This is a genomic window from Bermanella marisrubri, from assembly GCF_012295615.1.
GTDB lineage: Bacteria > Pseudomonadota > Gammaproteobacteria > Pseudomonadales > Oceanobacteraceae > Bermanella > Bermanella marisrubri.
On the sequence record NZ_CP051183.1, the window covers coordinates 782,081 to 798,954 of the forward strand.

15 protein-coding genes are annotated in these 16,874 nt (G+C 43.5%); 9 read left to right on the forward strand and 6 right to left on the reverse strand.

Annotated elements, in window-relative coordinates; genetic code table 11:
- The first annotated feature begins 31 nt into the window (after positions 1–31).
- Complete coding sequence (locus HF888_RS03540; protein WP_007018818.1) at positions 32–526, forward strand: NUDIX domain-containing protein; 495 nt, start codon at positions 32–34, stop codon at positions 524–526.
- On the opposite strand, the gene HF888_RS03545 is transcribed toward HF888_RS03540, so the two are convergent.
- The 3 genes from HF888_RS03545 to HF888_RS03555 are packed head-to-tail and all read right to left on the reverse strand — an operon-like array spanning position 523 to position 2,849.
- A complete protein-coding gene (locus tag HF888_RS03545; protein ID WP_168367034.1) occupies positions 523–975 on the reverse strand; it encodes a YchJ family protein in 453 nt (150 codons plus the stop codon). The genes HF888_RS03540 and HF888_RS03545 overlap by 4 nt on opposite strands.
- 10 nt (positions 976–985) lie before the next feature.
- Positions 986–2,047, reverse strand: a complete 1,062-nt coding sequence (locus HF888_RS03550) for a DUF3549 family protein (RefSeq protein WP_168367035.1) — start codon at positions 2,045–2,047, stop codon at positions 986–988.
- A gap of 40 nt (positions 2,048–2,087) precedes the next feature.
- Complete coding sequence (locus HF888_RS03555; protein WP_007018975.1) at positions 2,088–2,849, reverse strand: adenosylcobinamide-GDP ribazoletransferase; 762 nt, start codon at positions 2,847–2,849, stop codon at positions 2,088–2,090.
- Positions 2,850–3,252: 403 nt separating this feature from the next.
- On the opposite strand from HF888_RS03555, the gene HF888_RS03560 reads away from it, so the two are divergent.
- The 7 genes from HF888_RS03560 (at position 3,253) to HF888_RS03590 (ending at position 8,891) form a co-directional block, all read left to right on the forward strand.
- Positions 3,253–3,480, forward strand: a complete 228-nt coding sequence (locus tag HF888_RS03560) for a hypothetical protein (RefSeq protein WP_007018930.1) — start codon at positions 3,253–3,255, stop codon at positions 3,478–3,480.
- Positions 3,481–3,619: 139 nt separating this feature from the next.
- Entirely contained in the window at positions 3,620–4,786 is a 1,167-nt protein-coding gene (locus HF888_RS03565) for an RCC1 domain-containing protein (protein ID WP_007018929.1), read from the forward strand.
- A 15-nt stretch (positions 4,787–4,801) separates the two neighbouring features.
- Positions 4,802–5,521: a DUF1499 domain-containing protein gene (locus HF888_RS03570; protein ID WP_007018928.1), complete on the forward strand. Its 720-nt coding sequence runs from the start codon at positions 4,802–4,804 to the stop codon at positions 5,519–5,521.
- An 18-nt stretch (positions 5,522–5,539) separates the two neighbouring features.
- Positions 5,540–6,037, forward strand: coding sequence for a CinA family protein (locus HF888_RS03575; protein WP_007018927.1), 498 nt, complete (start codon positions 5,540–5,542; stop codon positions 6,035–6,037).
- Between the two features lie 133 nt (positions 6,038–6,170).
- A complete protein-coding gene (gene recA, locus HF888_RS03580; RefSeq protein ID WP_007018926.1) occupies positions 6,171–7,259 on the forward strand; it encodes a recombinase RecA in 1,089 nt (362 codons plus the stop codon).
- A 240-nt stretch (positions 7,260–7,499) separates the two neighbouring features.
- Positions 7,500–8,027 carry a regulatory protein RecX gene (locus tag HF888_RS03585; protein ID WP_007018925.1) on the forward strand — a complete coding sequence of 176 codons (528 nt, stop codon included), beginning with the start codon at positions 7,500–7,502 and terminating at the stop codon, positions 8,025–8,027.
- A gap of 51 nt (positions 8,028–8,078) precedes the next feature.
- Positions 8,079–8,891, forward strand: coding sequence for a class I SAM-dependent methyltransferase (locus HF888_RS03590; RefSeq protein WP_007018924.1), 813 nt, complete (start codon positions 8,079–8,081; stop codon positions 8,889–8,891).
- A gap of 42 nt (positions 8,892–8,933) precedes the next feature.
- On the opposite strand, the gene HF888_RS03595 is transcribed toward HF888_RS03590, so the two are convergent.
- Entirely contained in the window at positions 8,934–10,889 is a 1,956-nt protein-coding gene (locus HF888_RS03595; protein ID WP_007018923.1) for a carboxypeptidase-like regulatory domain-containing protein, read from the reverse strand.
- A 249-nt stretch (positions 10,890–11,138) separates the two neighbouring features.
- Here HF888_RS03595 and HF888_RS03600 point away from each other — a divergent pair, with 249 nt between their 5' ends.
- Positions 11,139–13,289, forward strand: coding sequence for an FAD-dependent oxidoreductase (locus tag HF888_RS03600; protein ID WP_007018922.1), 2,151 nt, complete (start codon positions 11,139–11,141; stop codon positions 13,287–13,289).
- 96 nt (positions 13,290–13,385) lie between these two features.
- On the opposite strand, the gene HF888_RS03605 is transcribed toward HF888_RS03600, so the two are convergent.
- Both HF888_RS03605 and HF888_RS03610 read right to left on the reverse strand, forming a co-directional pair.
- Positions 13,386–15,026: a PhoX family protein gene (locus HF888_RS03605; protein WP_007018921.1), complete on the reverse strand. Its 1,641-nt coding sequence runs from the start codon at positions 15,024–15,026 to the stop codon at positions 13,386–13,388.
- A gap of 186 nt (positions 15,027–15,212) precedes the next feature.
- Positions 15,213–16,826, reverse strand: coding sequence for a hypothetical protein (locus HF888_RS03610; RefSeq protein ID WP_243469394.1), 1,614 nt, complete (start codon positions 16,824–16,826; stop codon positions 15,213–15,215).
- Positions 16,827–16,874: the final 48 nt, after the last annotated feature.

The window sequence follows — 16,874 nt, forward strand, 5'->3', positions numbered from 1 at the left end:
ATTGATCATTCAAGACAAGAGTTAACGTTAAATGTCGGTTTACAGTGCTGCAAGTTACGATTTTTGCCCCAATTGCGGTTGCAATACAGAAATCAAAGAAGTGGATGGACTATTAATCAAAGCGTGTGCCGACGAGTGTGGTTTTGCACATTTCAATAATCCAACACCAGTAACCGCTATCATTGTAGAAACCGATGAAGGGATTGTGCTCGCGCATAATGTTGCGTGGCCTGAAGGCAAGTACAGCATCATCACCGGTTATGTAGACCCTTATGAAACGCCACAAGAAACAGCTATACGTGAAACGAAAGAGGAGTTAAATCTCGATGCATATGATCCTGTGTTCGTGGGACACTATATGTTCGAGATGAAAAATCAGTTGATTATTGGTTATGCGGTAAAGGCGAAGGGTAACATCAAGTTAAACGAAGAATTGGATGACTATAAAATAATTAGTAAAGACAAGCTGAAAGGCTGGGACAGTGCCACGGGGCAAACCGTTTGGGATTGGTTGGCGATGACTTAGCTATTGCCACAGCACTTTTTGAATTTTTTACCACTGCCACACAAACACAAGGCATTGCGTTCCTGTTGAACGCTGCCTTGTTCTACATCGCCGTCCACATATAACCAGTGTCCGTTTTTCTGAAGAAAGCGACTGCGTTCTCTAAGAAAGCCATATTGCTTTGGTGCTGTTTCGAAATAAGCAATGAAGTGCACCCAGTCTTTTCCATGATCGATGATGTCGAGACGACGCCATTGTGGATCGGGATCAATGCTCAAATCTGGAGGGCATGTGGTTTCGTGCCATGTCTCTCGCAAGTAGTTGCCTAGACCCAAAACAAATGCGCTAAAACGCGAGCGCATCAGTTGTTCCGGTGAACGAGCAACGGCTTTACCTTTATGCAGAGGCTCGCAGCACTCTGCATAGCTTTTAGGATTGCTCTTCTGCATTTGGCAAGGACAAATAGACATAAGAACTTCGTTACGACTGTTGCTTGCTTTGTAAAAGTGCTTGCATGGCATGCCCGAGTATTTCAGGGCGGTCTTCACTGCGCAGTTCATTCAGTAAAAGATTACGAGTACCTGGCAAGTACAATAAATCCCCGACTATTTTTATGAAACTAGTGAAGTTGGCGCGTCCATCTTCGCCTGCATTGAGCGCTGCTAAATTCAATAAAAATGGACGGATCTGATGAGGCATGAACGCAAGGTCTTGGTAATTACGCGTGGCAAACGCTAAGACACAAGCCACATCGGTGGCATAGGCACTGTCCATCCAGCTCTGCCAGGTCTCGATGCGTAAGGTGTCACTATGGGTAGCGCCAATGATGCGTAAGCAGGCTTCTACTATGGTGCTTTGAGTATCTTCGCGAAGTGCTTTTTCTAAGCGTACTTTCGCTGCCTCGGCAATTTCAACGCTTGGTTTTTGGTGCTCCAAGCACTGCGCAAAGGCCAGTAATACTTCAGCTGGCAAGTTTGGCAGGCAAGCCTTTAAACTAACCTGATTATCATCCAAGCGAGCACTTACATCAGCAATTCCTTGCACGCCTAAGTTTTGCCATTCTTTTAAGTTTTCTGAGTTCATAGCGCCAGCTTGAAGATAGCGTTTTACTCCGTCGTAATGGGAGGACGGTTTGCGATGAGCGCTGGCCTGTATTAAAGCATGGAGATTTGCTAATCGAATTTCGTCCGGATTGAAGGCAAATGGATTGTCTTTCAGTGGATCTTCGATCTCTGAGTCCGCTTGCAGAGGTTTTTCACTCAGTGTGATGAGGCGATTGACCAAGTCATCACGTACGTAGGGGATAAGTTTACCTTGTTCATCCAAAGGCCATTTGAGAAACATAAGGGTTTCATTTTCAATTTGTTTGGGGTGGCTGATGAATAGGGCTAGCCAAGCATGCTGCAAATAAGGCGCAGGGTAAGGGATCTGCCCCTGTTCAAATTGTTGAAACTCGTGCTTGTCCAGTTTTTTGATTCGGCGACCCACATCAAATAAGCGGTATTGGCCTTCAAGCTGAGAAAGGTATTGAGTTAATTCCATAATCAGACTGTCTTAAAAAATAGTGGCGTATTGTACCTGATTAGGCTGCAAAAAAGGCAGACATGGCTAGGTAAAAACTTACCTCAAATATTTGCTGAGCGGCACCCAAGGCGTCGCCTGTATAACCGCCTAGTCGGTGCTTGAACCATTGCCGAATCCATAATAAATGTACACCGCCTAATGTCACCATGATTAATGTCAGTTGCCAGTTAAGCAAACTACAAACGAGTAGTGTTGATCCCCAAGCGAATAACATATCTCTGATATGCCATTGCTGGGCAATGGGCTTGGCTTTGCTGGCTTGGTCATCTTGTACATATGGCAGAATCATAATGAGGCTAATTGCGAAAGCACGACTCAAGGTATACCCAATAACAAGCGCAACAAACAGCTGCGAAATAGGTAAGGACGTTAAAGCAAGCCATTTTAGGGATAGGATGCTGATTAAACCGATTACACCATAGGTACCGAGACGGCTATCCTTCATAATGCGTAAAACATCGTCTTTATGCCAGCCTCCACCAAATCCATCGCAGAGGTCTGCGAAACCATCTTCATGAAATGCTCCAGTGAGTAAAATACTGGCGATGATTGCGACCAGCAGACTGATATGAACGTTGAAGATTTGATGGCTTAAGTAAAAACTGCCAAATACTAGGCATCCTAAAAGCGTACCAATTAGTGGAAAAAAGGCACTGGCGCGATTAAGTTGCTCATTTCCGTATTGGACCCAAGACGGGCAGGGCAGTCGAGTATAAAATGCAAGACCATTAAAGGCCCGCTCAAGTAGGGTAAATAGCATATTGATGCGAAAGTTAGATATATGACTGAATGGGCACTATATCAGAAGCGAACGTTGTGGAGTCACCAAAACGTCATTTCATAGAAGGTGGTTAAAAAATTGTTGAGAACTTTAATAAAAGTCTTGACATGGACCTTTTGGGTCAATGTTTATACACATTTTACAGTTTGGTTGTTGATATAATAATCAAAACGATATAAATCCCAAAAAATCACTATAAAAATAACGTAAGTTATTGTTTTTAAAGGAAATATTTGTTTAGGTTAAAAAGTGTACAATCTGTAAACCCTATAGGAATTGAGCCACTTAGATGAACTTTTCAAATCATTATTCACAAAGTTATCCACAGAAACTGGGGATAATCATTACTGATGTTTTTTTGACGAATTAGGAGGTACAAAAAATGATGTGGATTGCAGTCGGCACCTTTGTTGTCGGGTTGGTGTTTGCTTACTTCTTCTTTGCTTTGCCGGCGAAACGCCAAGCCGAGAGCCATACAGAAGATCTTAAAGCAGCAAAAAACCTGTTAGACGAAGCTCAACAAGAAAGAGAAGCGCTAAAACAAAAGGTTGCAGATTTAGAGTATCAACTGAAAGAGGCGCAAAAAGACCTAGAGGCGACCAAGCGTTAACGAATCTTTATGAGGCGGACTTGGAACTAGGACACAAAGCGCAGTAAAAGTCAGTTTCAGCCTGCCATTTCGCATTGCCGCTTCTCATGAGCGTGGATAAGATACGGCCCTTACAAAAATAATAATACAAGGGTCATTTATGCGCGTAATTAGTTTACCGTCGCTTTTCTGTGCTTTTTTTCTTTTGATCGGATGTGAGGAAGAGGAAAGCGGATTTAGCTTTTCTCGTGATGCAACCATGGAAAATCCTAATGGAACAGCATCTAAACTAGAAGAATTTAATTCAAGAATTTTTGAGGATTACCGCTTAGTCTCTGGTGATGGAAGAACCTGTGGATTTGCTTCCGCCAACGCATTCAATACCAGTAGCTTTTTAAATTGTTGGGGGCGCTCTATTCCTGCCAACCAGAGGGCTCAAGTTAATACCAATGTTTCTGGTCAAAATCATGTACTGAGCATCGGTGCAGACCATGTCTGTACGATAGAAACAACGGATGCTCGCACAGTGCGCTGTGATGGTAGTAATCAATTTGGTGAAAATACCGATCCGGAACCTGCATTTACGAACGGGTATCAAGGCCACTGGGTGGATAAACCCTATTTGATTGCATCAGGCGATCATCACAACTGTGCTTTGGATTATTACGGAGTTTATTGCTGGGGTAAGAATGAACAAGGACAGACAGATGTTCCTAGTTTAACAGCGCCTAAATGGATTGCAGCGGGTGGGGATACCAGCTGTGCCATTGATGGAGACGGCTATGTGTCTTGTTGGGGCGACAATGGTCTTGGTCAGACAGAGGTTCCAGCTAATTTGGGTATGGTGAAACATTTGGATGTCGGATCAGAATTTGCCTGTGCCATTACACTACAGGACGATGTCGTTTGTTGGGGCGCCACGGGCAATTGGGATAAAGAGTTACAGGATTCCTATACTAATCCGGTGCACATCAGTGTCGGTGCCAATCATGCTTGTATCATTGATGATATAGGTGGTGAACAATTTGAGTTAGATTGCTTTGGTAGGGATAACGCGCAGGAAAATCTACTGAGTGTTCCTTCCATTTTTACCGATGTACCTGGCTTTAATCCTAAAACCGTCGACGCAGGAGTGGGTCATACGTGTATGATTGCGGATTATACTGGTTATTTTCAGGCCGAGTCTGGGAGCATGGATGCACAGACAACTCAAGGTATCGCCTGTTGGGGACGCAATGAATCAAATCAAAGTCGCCCTCCCTTAAAAGCGTGTTTCGGGTACTATGATCAAGATTCAGAAGAAGCCCGTAGATGTATCAACTTTTAATTTAAGGAGTCACAGATGCTGAACAAGATTAATGCACAAAAGTTACTACTAGCCAGTTTGATTACACTGGCGATTTTTCCTGCCGTGATTTTATTGGCACGTACCGGTGCGATGCATTTCCGTAATAGCTTTCTCATTATGATCATCGCAGCCATTGTGGCTTTTATTGTTTTGGTGCTGGCGGTATTCAAAATGTCTCGTGCCAAAGAGGGGGAATCAAAGTCATTGATTCTGACAATGTTATGCACTGCTACTCCATTGGTGATTTTGGGTAATTTCATTGCTTTGGGGCAATCTCGTCCGTTTATCCATGACATCACCACTGATTTTGACACTCCGCCAGAATTAGTTGCGGCGGCAGATCTACGAACGCCAGATGAGAATCCAGTGACGTACATTGGTGGCGAGGTTATGGAGCTGCAAATGCAAGGCTATCCAGATTTGAAACCGCTACTTTTGAATGTGAATCCAGATGAAGCCTTTGCAATGGTTGAAAAGCAAGTGCAAGTAGAAGGATGGGAGCTGGTTGCGAAACACAAAGAGACCCTTCCTTATACAGTAGAAGCCGTTGCCACCAGCTTATTGTTTGGATTTAAGGATGATATTGCGATTCGTATTAGCAGAACCGAAAGCGGTACTCGCATTGATATGCGCAGTAAAAGCCGTGTAGGTAAAAGCGATTTAGGCGCTAATGCGGATCGAATCAAAAACTTCTTTGAAGCGCTTTCGAAGTAACTTGGAGCATCAAACCTAGTGGATTGGCAACAAAACCATGTGGCGCAACTTGCTCAGTTGTGCCTAAGCAAGCAGCTCATGATCGCAACCGCTGAGTCTTGTACCGGCGGTTTAGTCAGTGCATGCATTACTGAAATGGCGGGTAGCTCTCAATGGTTTGACCGAGGGTTCGTGACCTATAGTAATGAAGCCAAAATGACAGAGTTAAATGTTCTCGCCAAAACACTGGATACATATGGAGCTGTAAGCGAGGAAACTGCTCTAGAAATGGCCGAAGGAGCGGTAAAAAATAGCAATGCAAACCTTGCGGTGAGTATTTCTGGCGTCGCTGGCCCAGGTGGTGGCAGTGCAGAAAAACCCGTTGGCATGGTGTGCTTTTCCGTCTCGAGCCCCCATGGTAGCAGGGCTGAGACTCAATACTTTGATGGCGATCGTCATCAAGTTCGCCAAGCAGCCTGTGCCCATGCGCTGCAAATGATGATTGATGAAGCCTTAAAAGAAAAGGTTATAAATTAGTCCTTTGCGTTAAAAAAGAACTGTGTTTTAATACTGGTTAAATTTACAGTGTTTGCTGTATGAGCCAGTCCGATTCATAGCATACAGCGCACAACTCCCACACAAGTTGAACAGTATAAAAAGGTGAACGTTAATGGACCAGAATCGCCAAAAAGCCCTAGACGCGGCTCTTAGTCAGATTGAACGTCAATTCGGTAAAGGCGCCATCATGAAAATGGGCGAGCAACCCCGTGAGGCGATTCCTTCTGTATCAACCGGTTCACTATCATTGGACATTGCTCTAGGTATAGGCGGCTTGCCATTTGGTCGTATCGTTGAGATTTATGGTCCTGAGTCTTCTGGTAAAACCACCATGTGTTTGTCCGCCATGGCAGAAGCGCAAAAGGATGGTAAAACGGTTGCGATCGTTGATGCGGAGCATGCCTTAGATCCTTCTTATGCGGAAAAGCTGGGTGTGGATCTTGATAGCCTGTTGGTATCTCAACCGGATACTGGTGAACAAGCTCTAGAGATTGTTGATAGCCTAGTGCGCTCCAATGCGGTGGATCTGATTGTTGTTGACTCTGTGGCAGCGTTAACACCAAAAGCAGAAATTGAAGGTGACATGGGTGACTCCCACGTAGGCTTGCAGGCTCGTCTTATGTCACAAGCGTTACGTAAACTAACGGCGAATGTAAAAAATGCTAACTGTATGGTGATCTTCATTAACCAGATTCGTATGAAGATTGGTGTGATGTTTGGTAACCCTGAAACCACAACCGGTGGTAACGCACTTAAGTTCTACTCTTCTGTCCGCTTGGATATTCGTCGCACAGGTGCTGTTAAGAACGGTGACGAAGTGGTAGGTAACGAAACTCGCGTTAAAGTAGTGAAAAACAAGGTTGCTCCACCGTTTAAACAAGCGGAATTCCAAATCATGTATAACCAAGGTATCAACCGTCAGGCGGAAATCATTGATTTGGGTGTGAAGCTTGGTTTAGTGGATAAGTCTGGTGCTTGGTACGCTTACAAGGGCGATAAGATTGGTCAGGGTAAAGCCAATGCTTGTGTCTATCTTCAGGAGAACCCAGAAGTTAGTAAAGAACTTGAAAAGCAAATCCGTGATCAACTGTTAGTGGTTGCTAAGCCAGCAGAAGAAAAAGCGGAAGCGGAAGCACAAGCGGAAGCGCCTGCTGCAGAGGCGAAACCCGCAAAAAAGACTAAAGCGAAAGAAGAAGCATAGTCTTTTTCAGTAGAAAAAAGCCAACTTGGAGATTCTAAGTTGGCTTTTTTTATGTTCAGGATGAACGGTATAGCGCGATGCCATGGATGGCAAAGAGCGCATATGTTCAGGAAGAACGGGTCAAACCGGCTCCTGCCTCTTTTCGACACTTGCACATCCTTGTGCATCGTATAGCGGTTATCATGGATGGCAAAGAGCGCATATGTTCATAATTAAGTAAATACATGGATCTAATTATTAATGATGGATGATGATTGGCTAGACGAGCGCCACAGAAAGTCCAAGAAATCTATGGCTGCTCCAAAAGAGCTGAATGAATCAGAACTTAGACGCAAAGCAGTAGAGTTGTTGGCCCGTCGTGAATACAGTTTTGCTGAGCTAGAAAAGAAACTACTGCCATTGAGCAGCGATGAAACATTAGTTTATAACGCGTTAGATTGGATGGTGGAAAATGGCCTGCAAAGCGATCAGCGTTTTGCCACCATGTATGTTCGTAGTAAAGCCTTAAGTGGCTATGGCCCCATCCGCATTCGTATGGAACTCAAACAAAAAGGGGTCAGCGAATCCCTCATGGAATTAGCCTTTGATGAGCTTGCCAATGAACTGGATTGGATAGCCACCGTTGACCAGCAAATTGAAAAAAAATCTCGCAACCTCGACTTAGCGGACCCCAAAGACAAAAACAAGCTAATGGGTTATATGCAGCGCCGAGGCTTTTCCCTTGATCAAATATACTCAGGATTAGATCGTAGAAAATATATCAGCTAGTATGGAAACAAAAGCAGTACGGTAAACACGATTTAAAACGAGGCCAAAACAATGAATGCCAGAAAAATCGCCATCGCACTCTTGAGTATAACTTTGATTGCGTGTTCAGAATCGGATGTGAGTTTTGAAACGATAATGAGTTCAGACCATCGCACTAGTGATCAAGTCCGGGATCAGTATCGCAAGCCAAACGTGACATTAGAGTTTTTTGATGTTCAGCCGAATCACACCGTTGTTGAAATTTGGCCCGGTGGTGGTTGGTACACGCGAATTTTAGCGCCTTACCTTAAAGACAAAGGTCAGCTTTACGCAGCTCATTTTGATAAGGACTCGTCCGTGGAGTTTTTTAAGCGCTCACGCCGATCATTTGAGCAAGACCTGCAAGAACTGGCTGATGTCTATGGCAATGTGACGGTAACAACTTTTCATCCACCTGAGCAGGTTGATATCGCTCCGGCAGGCAGTGCCGATCGGGTTCTCACTTTTCGTAATGTGCATAACTGGTATATGCGAGGCGGTGGTGATGAGAAAGTGCTTGCAGCGTTCAAGGCGTTTTATAAAACCCTTAAGCCCGGCGGATTGTTAGGCGTGGTCGATCACCGGTTACCAGAAGACATGCCAGCTGAAGCCATGAATGCTTCAGGCTATATGCATCAAAGCTATGTGATTGCTATGGCAGAAAGAGCGGGTTTTAAATTGCTTGAAGCATCTGAATTGAATGCCAATCCTGCTGATACCGCGGATCACCCTAAGGGTGTTTGGACATTACCACCCAATTTGCGATTAGGTGAGGAAGATAAAGAGAAGTATCAATCCATTGGTGAAAGCGATCGTATGACACTTAAGTTCGTTAAGCCAGAATAATAAAACACCGCGCTCCTAAGCGCGGCGTTTTATTAACTGAGTTTATTGGGGTATCTCACTTTGCGGGACGGTAGCGATAAATTCAGTTGCGATGATTTTACCGTTTATCATGACAATCGCATGCAGTTCTAGATCATCCGTGCTATCAGGGAATATATCGGCTGAAAGTTCAAATGATCCACCCTGAGATACGATTTCAGAGACAAGAAGGTTGGTATTACCATTGCTATCTACAGATTGTATTCCTACTTCAACGGGATCATTACTAGTCACGTTTCCAGAGAAGAAAACATCCAACGTTTCTATATTGATGCTGGCTGTACTGTCTGATACTAGGTCGTTAAAGTCAACCGAGCCATTGTATCTGGGGAAGGTTCCTTCCTCTTTCGTGATTCGGATGTTGTCTACTAGCCAGCCTCTAAAACCATTATAGAGTCCATCTTGTGTAGAAAATGCAAGACGAATTTTGATTTGCTCTCCTGCAAACTCGGAAAGACTAATTGGCTCTTGTGAAGTCCAAGTTGGCGCTTTGTTGTAGCCCCGGTTTGAGTATGGTATCGGTGCGCGATTGACTCCATCTGAAGTAATTGGATCGGTAAGTGGGTTTAATCGAGCAATATTTTGCCATGTATTTCCGTTATCGGAAGACACCGAAACAATCATCAAATCAAAACCTTGATCATTTGGATTGACGGACTCAATTTCCCACCAAGTATCAAAGCTTAATGCAAGAGGGGAGGTCTCTGTGCCTAAGTCAATGACAGGCGATATAAGAGCGCCTGCATTGGGCATGTCCGATTCTCCCCCATCGAGTTCAGCACCTCCATTGCCACTTCCAAAATCTCCAAGAAAATTACCTGCTCCCAAGTTGTTCCCTGATCCTTGACCATACCAGCAGGCATAGTTGTCTTTAGGGTTTGGCACTACACCATTAGAAGTATCGTCTGGTGCTAGTTGAACAAGATTATCGATCCAAGCTTGATTTTGGATGTCCAACCCTTGTTCATGCAGGTGCCAGAGGTTGGTAAGCTCTTCGGGGATTGGTGTTATTTCGCTTTCAATGGCCATTGCTTGATAGGTTTCTTGAGTTTCAATGCCATCAATTGGAGGTAAGTCATCAAATTCGTAGTCTAGCGGTTGAAACTCGATGACGTTCCAAAAACCACATTCTGCATCCGATCCCTGTTGCTCAAAGTCCTCTGAGTAAACGACGAGATCGGTTTTATCGCTAAGATCCAATTTGTAATTCATACCACTAATGGATGACGCAATGGAAGCATTTGCGAATTCAGAAATATCATGATCAACCCACTTTGTGGTGTAGCCTTCTTTTACAACTCGAATGCGAGCGTTTTTGAGCGCATTTAGTTTATTGATGGATACATTGATGACCAGTGTAAATTCGCCATCAGAATTCGTCTTGCTTATAGAGATAGCACCATTGGTCTCCTCTCCACCGGATACCTCTATTTGAGCATCCGCAAGCACTCCGTCAGGTCCATAAATGATACCGCTAAAGGACGCGAAAATGCCTTCTCCCAAAAGGCTAACGGCGTTTGTTATTGTGCCTTCGCTATCTTTTGTAATGCTCACTGGTGCCGTTACAGCTGCGTTTGAAGCTGTGTTTTCCTGCCTTATCTCAAGAATGCTTTCGACTGTTGCGCCAGCTATAGAGATGGAAAGGATGTAACGACCAGGCTCTAACTCATTAACTTGGAGCTTGCCATTCGCGTCGGTATAGCTTGTTTGGTTTATATTTCGGGCAAGAGATTTACCAGAGACTTCCGATGCAGATTCAGAGTACTCACTGATTTCAACCATTGCTTGTTCAAGCGGTTGACCGGTAGCATCCAGTAGAGATATCGAGGAGATGTTATTCGGACTAGGTTGGTAATCGGGTATGGGCGGATCTAATATTGGCTCAGGTGTTTTATCTTCACTGCTTCCGCAGCCAGAAATTAAGACGCTAAAAAGCGTTAATAAAAGCAATTGTTTCATGCATTAAAACCTTCCGTGGGTTGTTCGGGACCAAAAGTTTATTCGCTTTTTATAAGAGTGGCTAGATTCCGAGATTATAACTTGGTACCAAAGCATTAGCTTAAAATGATTAAGTCCAATTAATAATCAATCTATTGATTGCAATCTAGCGCTCGATGAATGACGTATTAACAGGCAATTTATTACTAATACTGTAAGATTTGCAGCAGATCCGCGACTGATATAAATACTTCAAATAATGGGTTTTCCATGAAAAGACTGATTCTACTATGTGCCATTTTCACAACAGTGATAGCCTTTTTCGCGCTTGATCTTCATCAATGGCTTACACTAGAGGCTCTCAAAGGAGGTTTGGGACAATTTAACCAATGGCTTGAGCAATCCCCTGTAATAGTCGGGGCCGCTTTCTTTGTCATTTATGTTGCTGTGACCGCATTATCTTTACCCGGAGCAGCCGTTATGACACTTGCTGCTGGCGCCATTTTCGGTCTGGCTTGGGGTCTACTATTGGTTTCCTTTGCGAGCAGTATTGGCGCAACATTGGCGTTTCTTGTTTCTCGTTACTTGCTGCATGATACGGTTCAGCAGCGCTTTGGTGATCGCTTAAAGGCCATCAATGAAGGTATTAAAAAAGAAGGTGCGTTTTATCTCTTTACGCTTCGACTGGTTCCTATTTTCCCGTTCTTCTTAATCAACCTGGTTATGGGCTTGACCCCAATTAAGGCATGGACGTTTTATTGGGTATCGCAAGTGGGTATGTTTGCAGGAACAATCGTATATGTGAATGCGGGTACACAGTTGGCACAAATTGATTCACTATCCGGCATCTTATCCCCTGATCTAATTCTTTCGTTTGCATTGTTGGGGATATTCCCTCTGTTAGCCAAAAAACTTATTTCGATTATCAAAGCGCGTCGAGTCTATAAGAATTGGAAAAAGCCTAAATCCTTTGACCGAAATTTAATTGTTATTGGTGCTGGTGCTGGTGGTTTAGTCAGTGCCTACATAGCGGCTGCAGTAAAAGCCAAAGTAACACTGATAGAAGCAAACAAAATGGGCGGTGATTGTTTGAATTATGGTTGTGTCCCCAGTAAAGCGCTGATTAAAACCGCGAAAGTGGCGAAGCAAATGCGTCACGCCAGCCAATATGGTTTGAATGATCAGGAACCTCAATTTAGTTTTAAGAAGGTGATGGAGCGTATCCATAACGTCATAAAGAGTATCGAGCCACATGATAGTGTTGAGCGCTATGAGGGCTTAGGGGTGGAAGTACTGCAAGGCTATGGTCGTTTAATTGATCCTTGGACGGTGGAGGTCAAGCTTCACGACGGTTCCGTTCAAACACTAACCAGTCGTAGCATTGTGATTGCAGCAGGTGCAGAACCTTTTGTTCCACCGTTAGATGGGATAGACGACGTTAATTATGTCACCAGTGATACCTTGTGGGATAGATTTGCCGAATACGATGAGCTTCCAAAACGTATCGTGGTACTTGGTGGAGGACCAATTGGTTCGGAGTTAAGTCAAGCGTTTGCGCGATTAGGATCTGATGTGTCCCAAGTGGAAATGGGGGAGCGTATCATTGCCAAAGAAGACCTAGACGTTTCAGAGTATGCTAAAGAAAAATTGGAGTCCGATGGTGTAACAGTATTAATCAAACATAAGGCAATTCACTGTGGTATTGAGCATGGCGACAAGTACATTGTGCTAGAACATGATGGTGAAGAAAAGAGAGTCTATTTTGATGAGCTTATTTGTGCGGTGGGGCGTACTGCAAGGCTAAAAGGTTATGGGTTAGAAGAGCTAGGTATTGAAACTGATCGTACGGTCATAACCAATGAATATTTACAAACACTTTACCCAAATATCTATGCGGCAGGTGATGTGGCAGGACCCTATCAATTCACCCATACAGCGTCGCACCAAGCTTGGTATGCGGCGGTAAATGGTCTATTTGGGCAACTGAAAAAGTTCAAAGTCGATTATCGTGTGATTCCATGGGTGACCTATCTTGACCCGGAAATAGCGCGAGTAGGCCTCAGTGAATCAGAAGCGATAGAACAAGGAATTGACTTTGAAGTAACTCGTTATGGTATCGATGATTTAGACCGCGCCTTGGCCGAGTCTGAGGCAACTGGTTTCGTTAAGGTATTGACGCCACCGGGCAAGGATAAAATCTTAGGCGTGACCATAGTGGGTTCCCATGCAGGTGAGTTGCTAACAGAATTTGTATTGGCTATGAAGTACGGTATCGGCTTGAATAAGATTTTAGGAACCATTCATGCTTATCCAGTTTGGTCCGAGGCTAATAAGTTTGCTGCTGGCCAATGGAAACAATCTAACAAACCTGAAAAAGTATTAAAGTGGGTTGAGAAATATCACAACTGGATGAGGTCATAACTTTCAACACAACTTGTTGATTAAAGATATAAATAAAAAAAGGCCCAGCTTGCATCAGCAAGCTGGGCCTTGTGGTTTACGACAAGCTCATATCAATTAGTTATTCGCTTCTGGGGTATAAACCCAAAGCATATTGTTTTCATGTTTACTGGTATCTTCACCAATTAATACACGACCATCATTTAATACAACAATATTGTCAGGATTGGCGATTCCATTCACAGAGCAAGCATTGGCAGCAGCTTCGGAATCATATGGACCACCAGAAACTACAGGCTCCATACGCGTAGCGTTGTAGTTTTCGTCCAATACAAAGCGATAAACAATACCGCAGCGATTTTCAGTAACTTGAATGTCGCCTTCAGTATCAGCCATAGTGGATTTTACGTCAGACATGGCTACATACATGTAAGGTACAGAACCGTCTTTAAGTCCATTGTAGTTAATGTTGATACCTTCCATTTTAGTGAACTCAACCGTAGCGCCTTTTGCTTTTGCGGCTTTCAATGTTTCTAGGAATGCCACGCGATCATCAGCTGCTTCTCCATTGGCCCATGCTGTGATGTCTGCTTCGCTAATGTAGTCGTTTTCACCCTCTACATAGTCAGCTTCATCAATGCCATCATATTCACGGATCCATTGCTCTATCTCAGCATTATTTGCACTGGCCAGTTCGATCCATTCAATATCAAAACCTGCCTTGGCACTGTCAGTTTCGTTTTCATCCTGAGTCAATTTAGCCGCATAAAGTGTACCCGAGCTTAAGTCGTTTGGATTATCAGTGACTAACTTGTAAAAGGCTTTATCTGATCCGTCATCAGTTAAGTAAACAGTCATATTGTCAGGCATGATAACTGGGTTCTCGTGAGCAGAACGGCCAGTTGTAAAGTGCTTGACCGGAACCGGTGACGCTGTTGTGGCTTCAGTCACTTCTACAATGTATCCATAATCATATGGGTTTGGATATGTGCCACCTAAATAGGTTTGAATATTTTGTACGTCGGAATAACTTGGATAGCCATTCTCGTAATTGGCATTATTCCAATTTGCTGTGTTCTCAGCTTCGTAATTTTCTTCAGATGTTAGCGGTGTATTCCATGGCGAGAGGGTACCGAAACAGTTGATCATAGTGCCGTTGACGTTGCTAAAGTCAATATTCATAGCGGCATCTGTGTTCCAGCTACCATCTTCATTTTTACTCAGCTTAATACGGCTCATACCACCAGGGCGGTCTTCCCAAGCCGTGAACAAATAACCTTCTGATCCATCACCTTTTGTAGCGATAAATGCGTTAAAATCAGGGTCGTTTGATTGTTTGATGTCAGCATCTTCTGCGGCATTGGTGATATTGCCAAGGCCAAAAGGCAGATCGCCAGAGAAGTTATCACCTTCACGTCCAAGAACTTGATATTCACCTTTGGCAACGACAGTCGTTTTAGCCTCAGCGCTATCTAATTCCGGTACGTTTTTCAATTCCAAGTCTTTGTCTAGGTTGTTCATATCAACACCAACCCAAACACCAACAGCAGCTTTACTTTCATCCCCGGGTAATGAATTGCTTGGGTGCTGAACATTAAAGAAAAAATCACCGGAATCGCTAACGAACATGCCAGTGAGTTCTGAACCTAGAGGCAGTGTTGCTAAGCGTTTTGGATTGTTGCTCGCATCATCATCGCTTCCACAAGCTGTCAGCATAACCGCGGAGGCGATGGCAACAGACAATACTTTTTTATTCATTATGTCATCCTTAAGGAATGTTATTTTATAGAGATGTCGATAGACGGGTTTACAGTAAGGATTAAATATTGCGATTTAGCGGAAGTTAGATGACGGTTGTCTGACGATTATATTTCAGAAATCCGACTGTTCGGTGACAGTCGGATGAAGTTAGTACTTGAATTTTAGGGATGCCTGAGGATTAAACTAGTTCCAGTCTAAGCGTATATCCCAATCATAATACCGATACTTAGATTTCAGAGGAGCGACGGAGTCATCAATTGATTTAAATACATTCTTTACTGGTTTCCATGTTGCGTCACGACCATCTTTGAAGCTTTGGTGACGTACAATATGACTATAGGCTTTGTTAAGTTTCATTGTGCGTTCGCGAGAAGGCGCAATTAAGGTATACACATCCTTAGATTTTACAGAATCCTTAACAGAACCATCCTCGTTAAACCATTTCGCTTTCATTTCAGGGTTTTCTCGAAATTCACTTCCGCCGCCCGCACGTTGCAAATAATTATAGATTTCACCGCCATTCTCAGCGATGGAAGGTGCATCGTTCATGTCTTTCAAGTTAATGTATTTCCATCCAGCCTTACCTGTAACTTTACGAGCATAACTAAACGTACTATCAATTGTGGTGCCGATGGCTGCGTGGCAACCCATGCAAAACATGGTCTCTTCGTAGGATTGTGGTCGCAGTTCACCGTCATAGTCCTCTATGAAGCCTTGGACGAACCAACCTAATCCATTATCTAAACCCTGATCACCTCGATTAATGAACTTAGGAAGTAAACCGAGGAACTTTTCTTTACGCTCATTTGCATAGCGACTGATGATCATATGGCGTGGTAGGGCATTCACCTTGCGCATATACCTCAGTTCTTTCATGCGCGCTGGAATAGTGATTTCATCTTCATCAGTAATACCTACATAGCGCACACTATGCATAAATTCTGTGCCAGTAGGGAACTGCTGAAATTGAGTTTTAATTGTGCGAGCATCACCAAAATAATGGTCTCGCTTCTTCACAATGCTTGTAATTGTAAGAACACCGTTCTGGTCAATATCCTCACCAATAGATGTTTCGTTTATTGGCCACAATTCGGTTTGCTCGATGTCTTTTATATTGAGCTCAGCTAACGTCAGGTTGAGATAATAGATATCGCGATTGAAATCGCCATTCAACTGACGAAATGGTTTATCTAAACGAACAATAACATCGTCAGTAGAGCCATTAGTGGGCCAGAATGTGCCAGGAAAGGGCTTGTAATTGAAGGCAACCCATTGGCTACCATCTTTTGCTAAGCCAAACTGATCAAAAGCTTCAGCACCTAGATGAAAGTCTTTTAAATCAGGAATGAATCCTTCAAATCCTTGGGATTTTAGGCGAGTAGCTAACTGACTGTAATTTTCACTATTGATGTATTCCAATATGGATTCATCACTGACTTGCTCTAGCCAATCAGTGCGATCAACAAAAAGATTCGTCCAGTGGTTGCTCATGCCCACATCAGAAAATCCATAATCTCCTTGCAAGGCGCCATCATTTAATTGGTTTAAACGATCGCCCAACTCTTTATTGTGAATCTGATGGCAGGTATAGCAAGGGTTATGTTTTTGTTCGGTCTGTGTATAGCACTGAGAAGGGATACTGGCTTCGGCGTTAAATATTTTTTTATCAGTTATTGCAATCCTATCTTGTGAATCCACCTCAGGTAATGGGTTTTTAGTGGCGGACTGAACCACAAACGCAAGCAAGCCACCGGTAACAATGAATAGTGAACTGAGTAGTAGTGAGCGACGCTTCATAATGCTTTCCATTCTCATTATTTTATGAGCGTCACTATAGCCAAAGGC

What these genes read in the sequence shown, in the direction of transcription:
- HF888_RS03585 (WP_007018925.1), top strand. Translation starts at nt 7,500, where the DNA reads ATGATGGATGATGATTGGCTAGACGAGCGCCACAGAAAGTCCAAGAAA.
- HF888_RS03590 (WP_007018924.1), top strand. Translation starts at nt 8,079, where the DNA reads ATGAATGCCAGAAAAATCGCCATCGCACTCTTGAGTATAACTTTGATT.
- HF888_RS03570 (WP_007018928.1), top strand. Translation starts at nt 4,802, where the DNA reads ATGCTGAACAAGATTAATGCACAAAAGTTACTACTAGCCAGTTTGATT.
- HF888_RS03555 (WP_007018975.1), bottom strand. Translation starts at nt 2,849, where the DNA reads ATGCTATTTACCCTACTTGAGCGGGCCTTTAATGGTCTTGCATTTTAT.
- HF888_RS03545 (WP_168367034.1), bottom strand. Translation starts at nt 975, where the DNA reads ATGTCTATTTGTCCTTGCCAAATGCAGAAGAGCAATCCTAAAAGCTAT.
- recA (WP_007018926.1), top strand. Translation starts at nt 6,171, where the DNA reads ATGGACCAGAATCGCCAAAAAGCCCTAGACGCGGCTCTTAGTCAGATT.
- HF888_RS03605 (WP_007018921.1), bottom strand. Translation starts at nt 15,026, where the DNA reads ATGAATAAAAAAGTATTGTCTGTTGCCATCGCCTCCGCGGTTATGCTG.
- HF888_RS03595 (WP_007018923.1), bottom strand. Translation starts at nt 10,889, where the DNA reads ATGAAACAATTGCTTTTATTAACGCTTTTTAGCGTCTTAATTTCTGGC.
- HF888_RS03550 (WP_168367035.1), bottom strand. Translation starts at nt 2,047, where the DNA reads ATGGAATTAACTCAATACCTTTCTCAGCTTGAAGGCCAATACCGCTTA.
- HF888_RS03560 (WP_007018930.1), top strand. Translation starts at nt 3,253, where the DNA reads ATGATGTGGATTGCAGTCGGCACCTTTGTTGTCGGGTTGGTGTTTGCT.
- HF888_RS03610 (WP_243469394.1), bottom strand. Translation starts at nt 16,826, where the DNA reads ATGAAGCGTCGCTCACTACTACTCAGTTCACTATTCATTGTTACCGGT.
- HF888_RS03540 (WP_007018818.1), top strand. Translation starts at nt 32, where the DNA reads ATGTCGGTTTACAGTGCTGCAAGTTACGATTTTTGCCCCAATTGCGGT.
- HF888_RS03565 (WP_007018929.1), top strand. Translation starts at nt 3,620, where the DNA reads ATGCGCGTAATTAGTTTACCGTCGCTTTTCTGTGCTTTTTTTCTTTTG.
- HF888_RS03600 (WP_007018922.1), top strand. Translation starts at nt 11,139, where the DNA reads ATGAAAAGACTGATTCTACTATGTGCCATTTTCACAACAGTGATAGCC.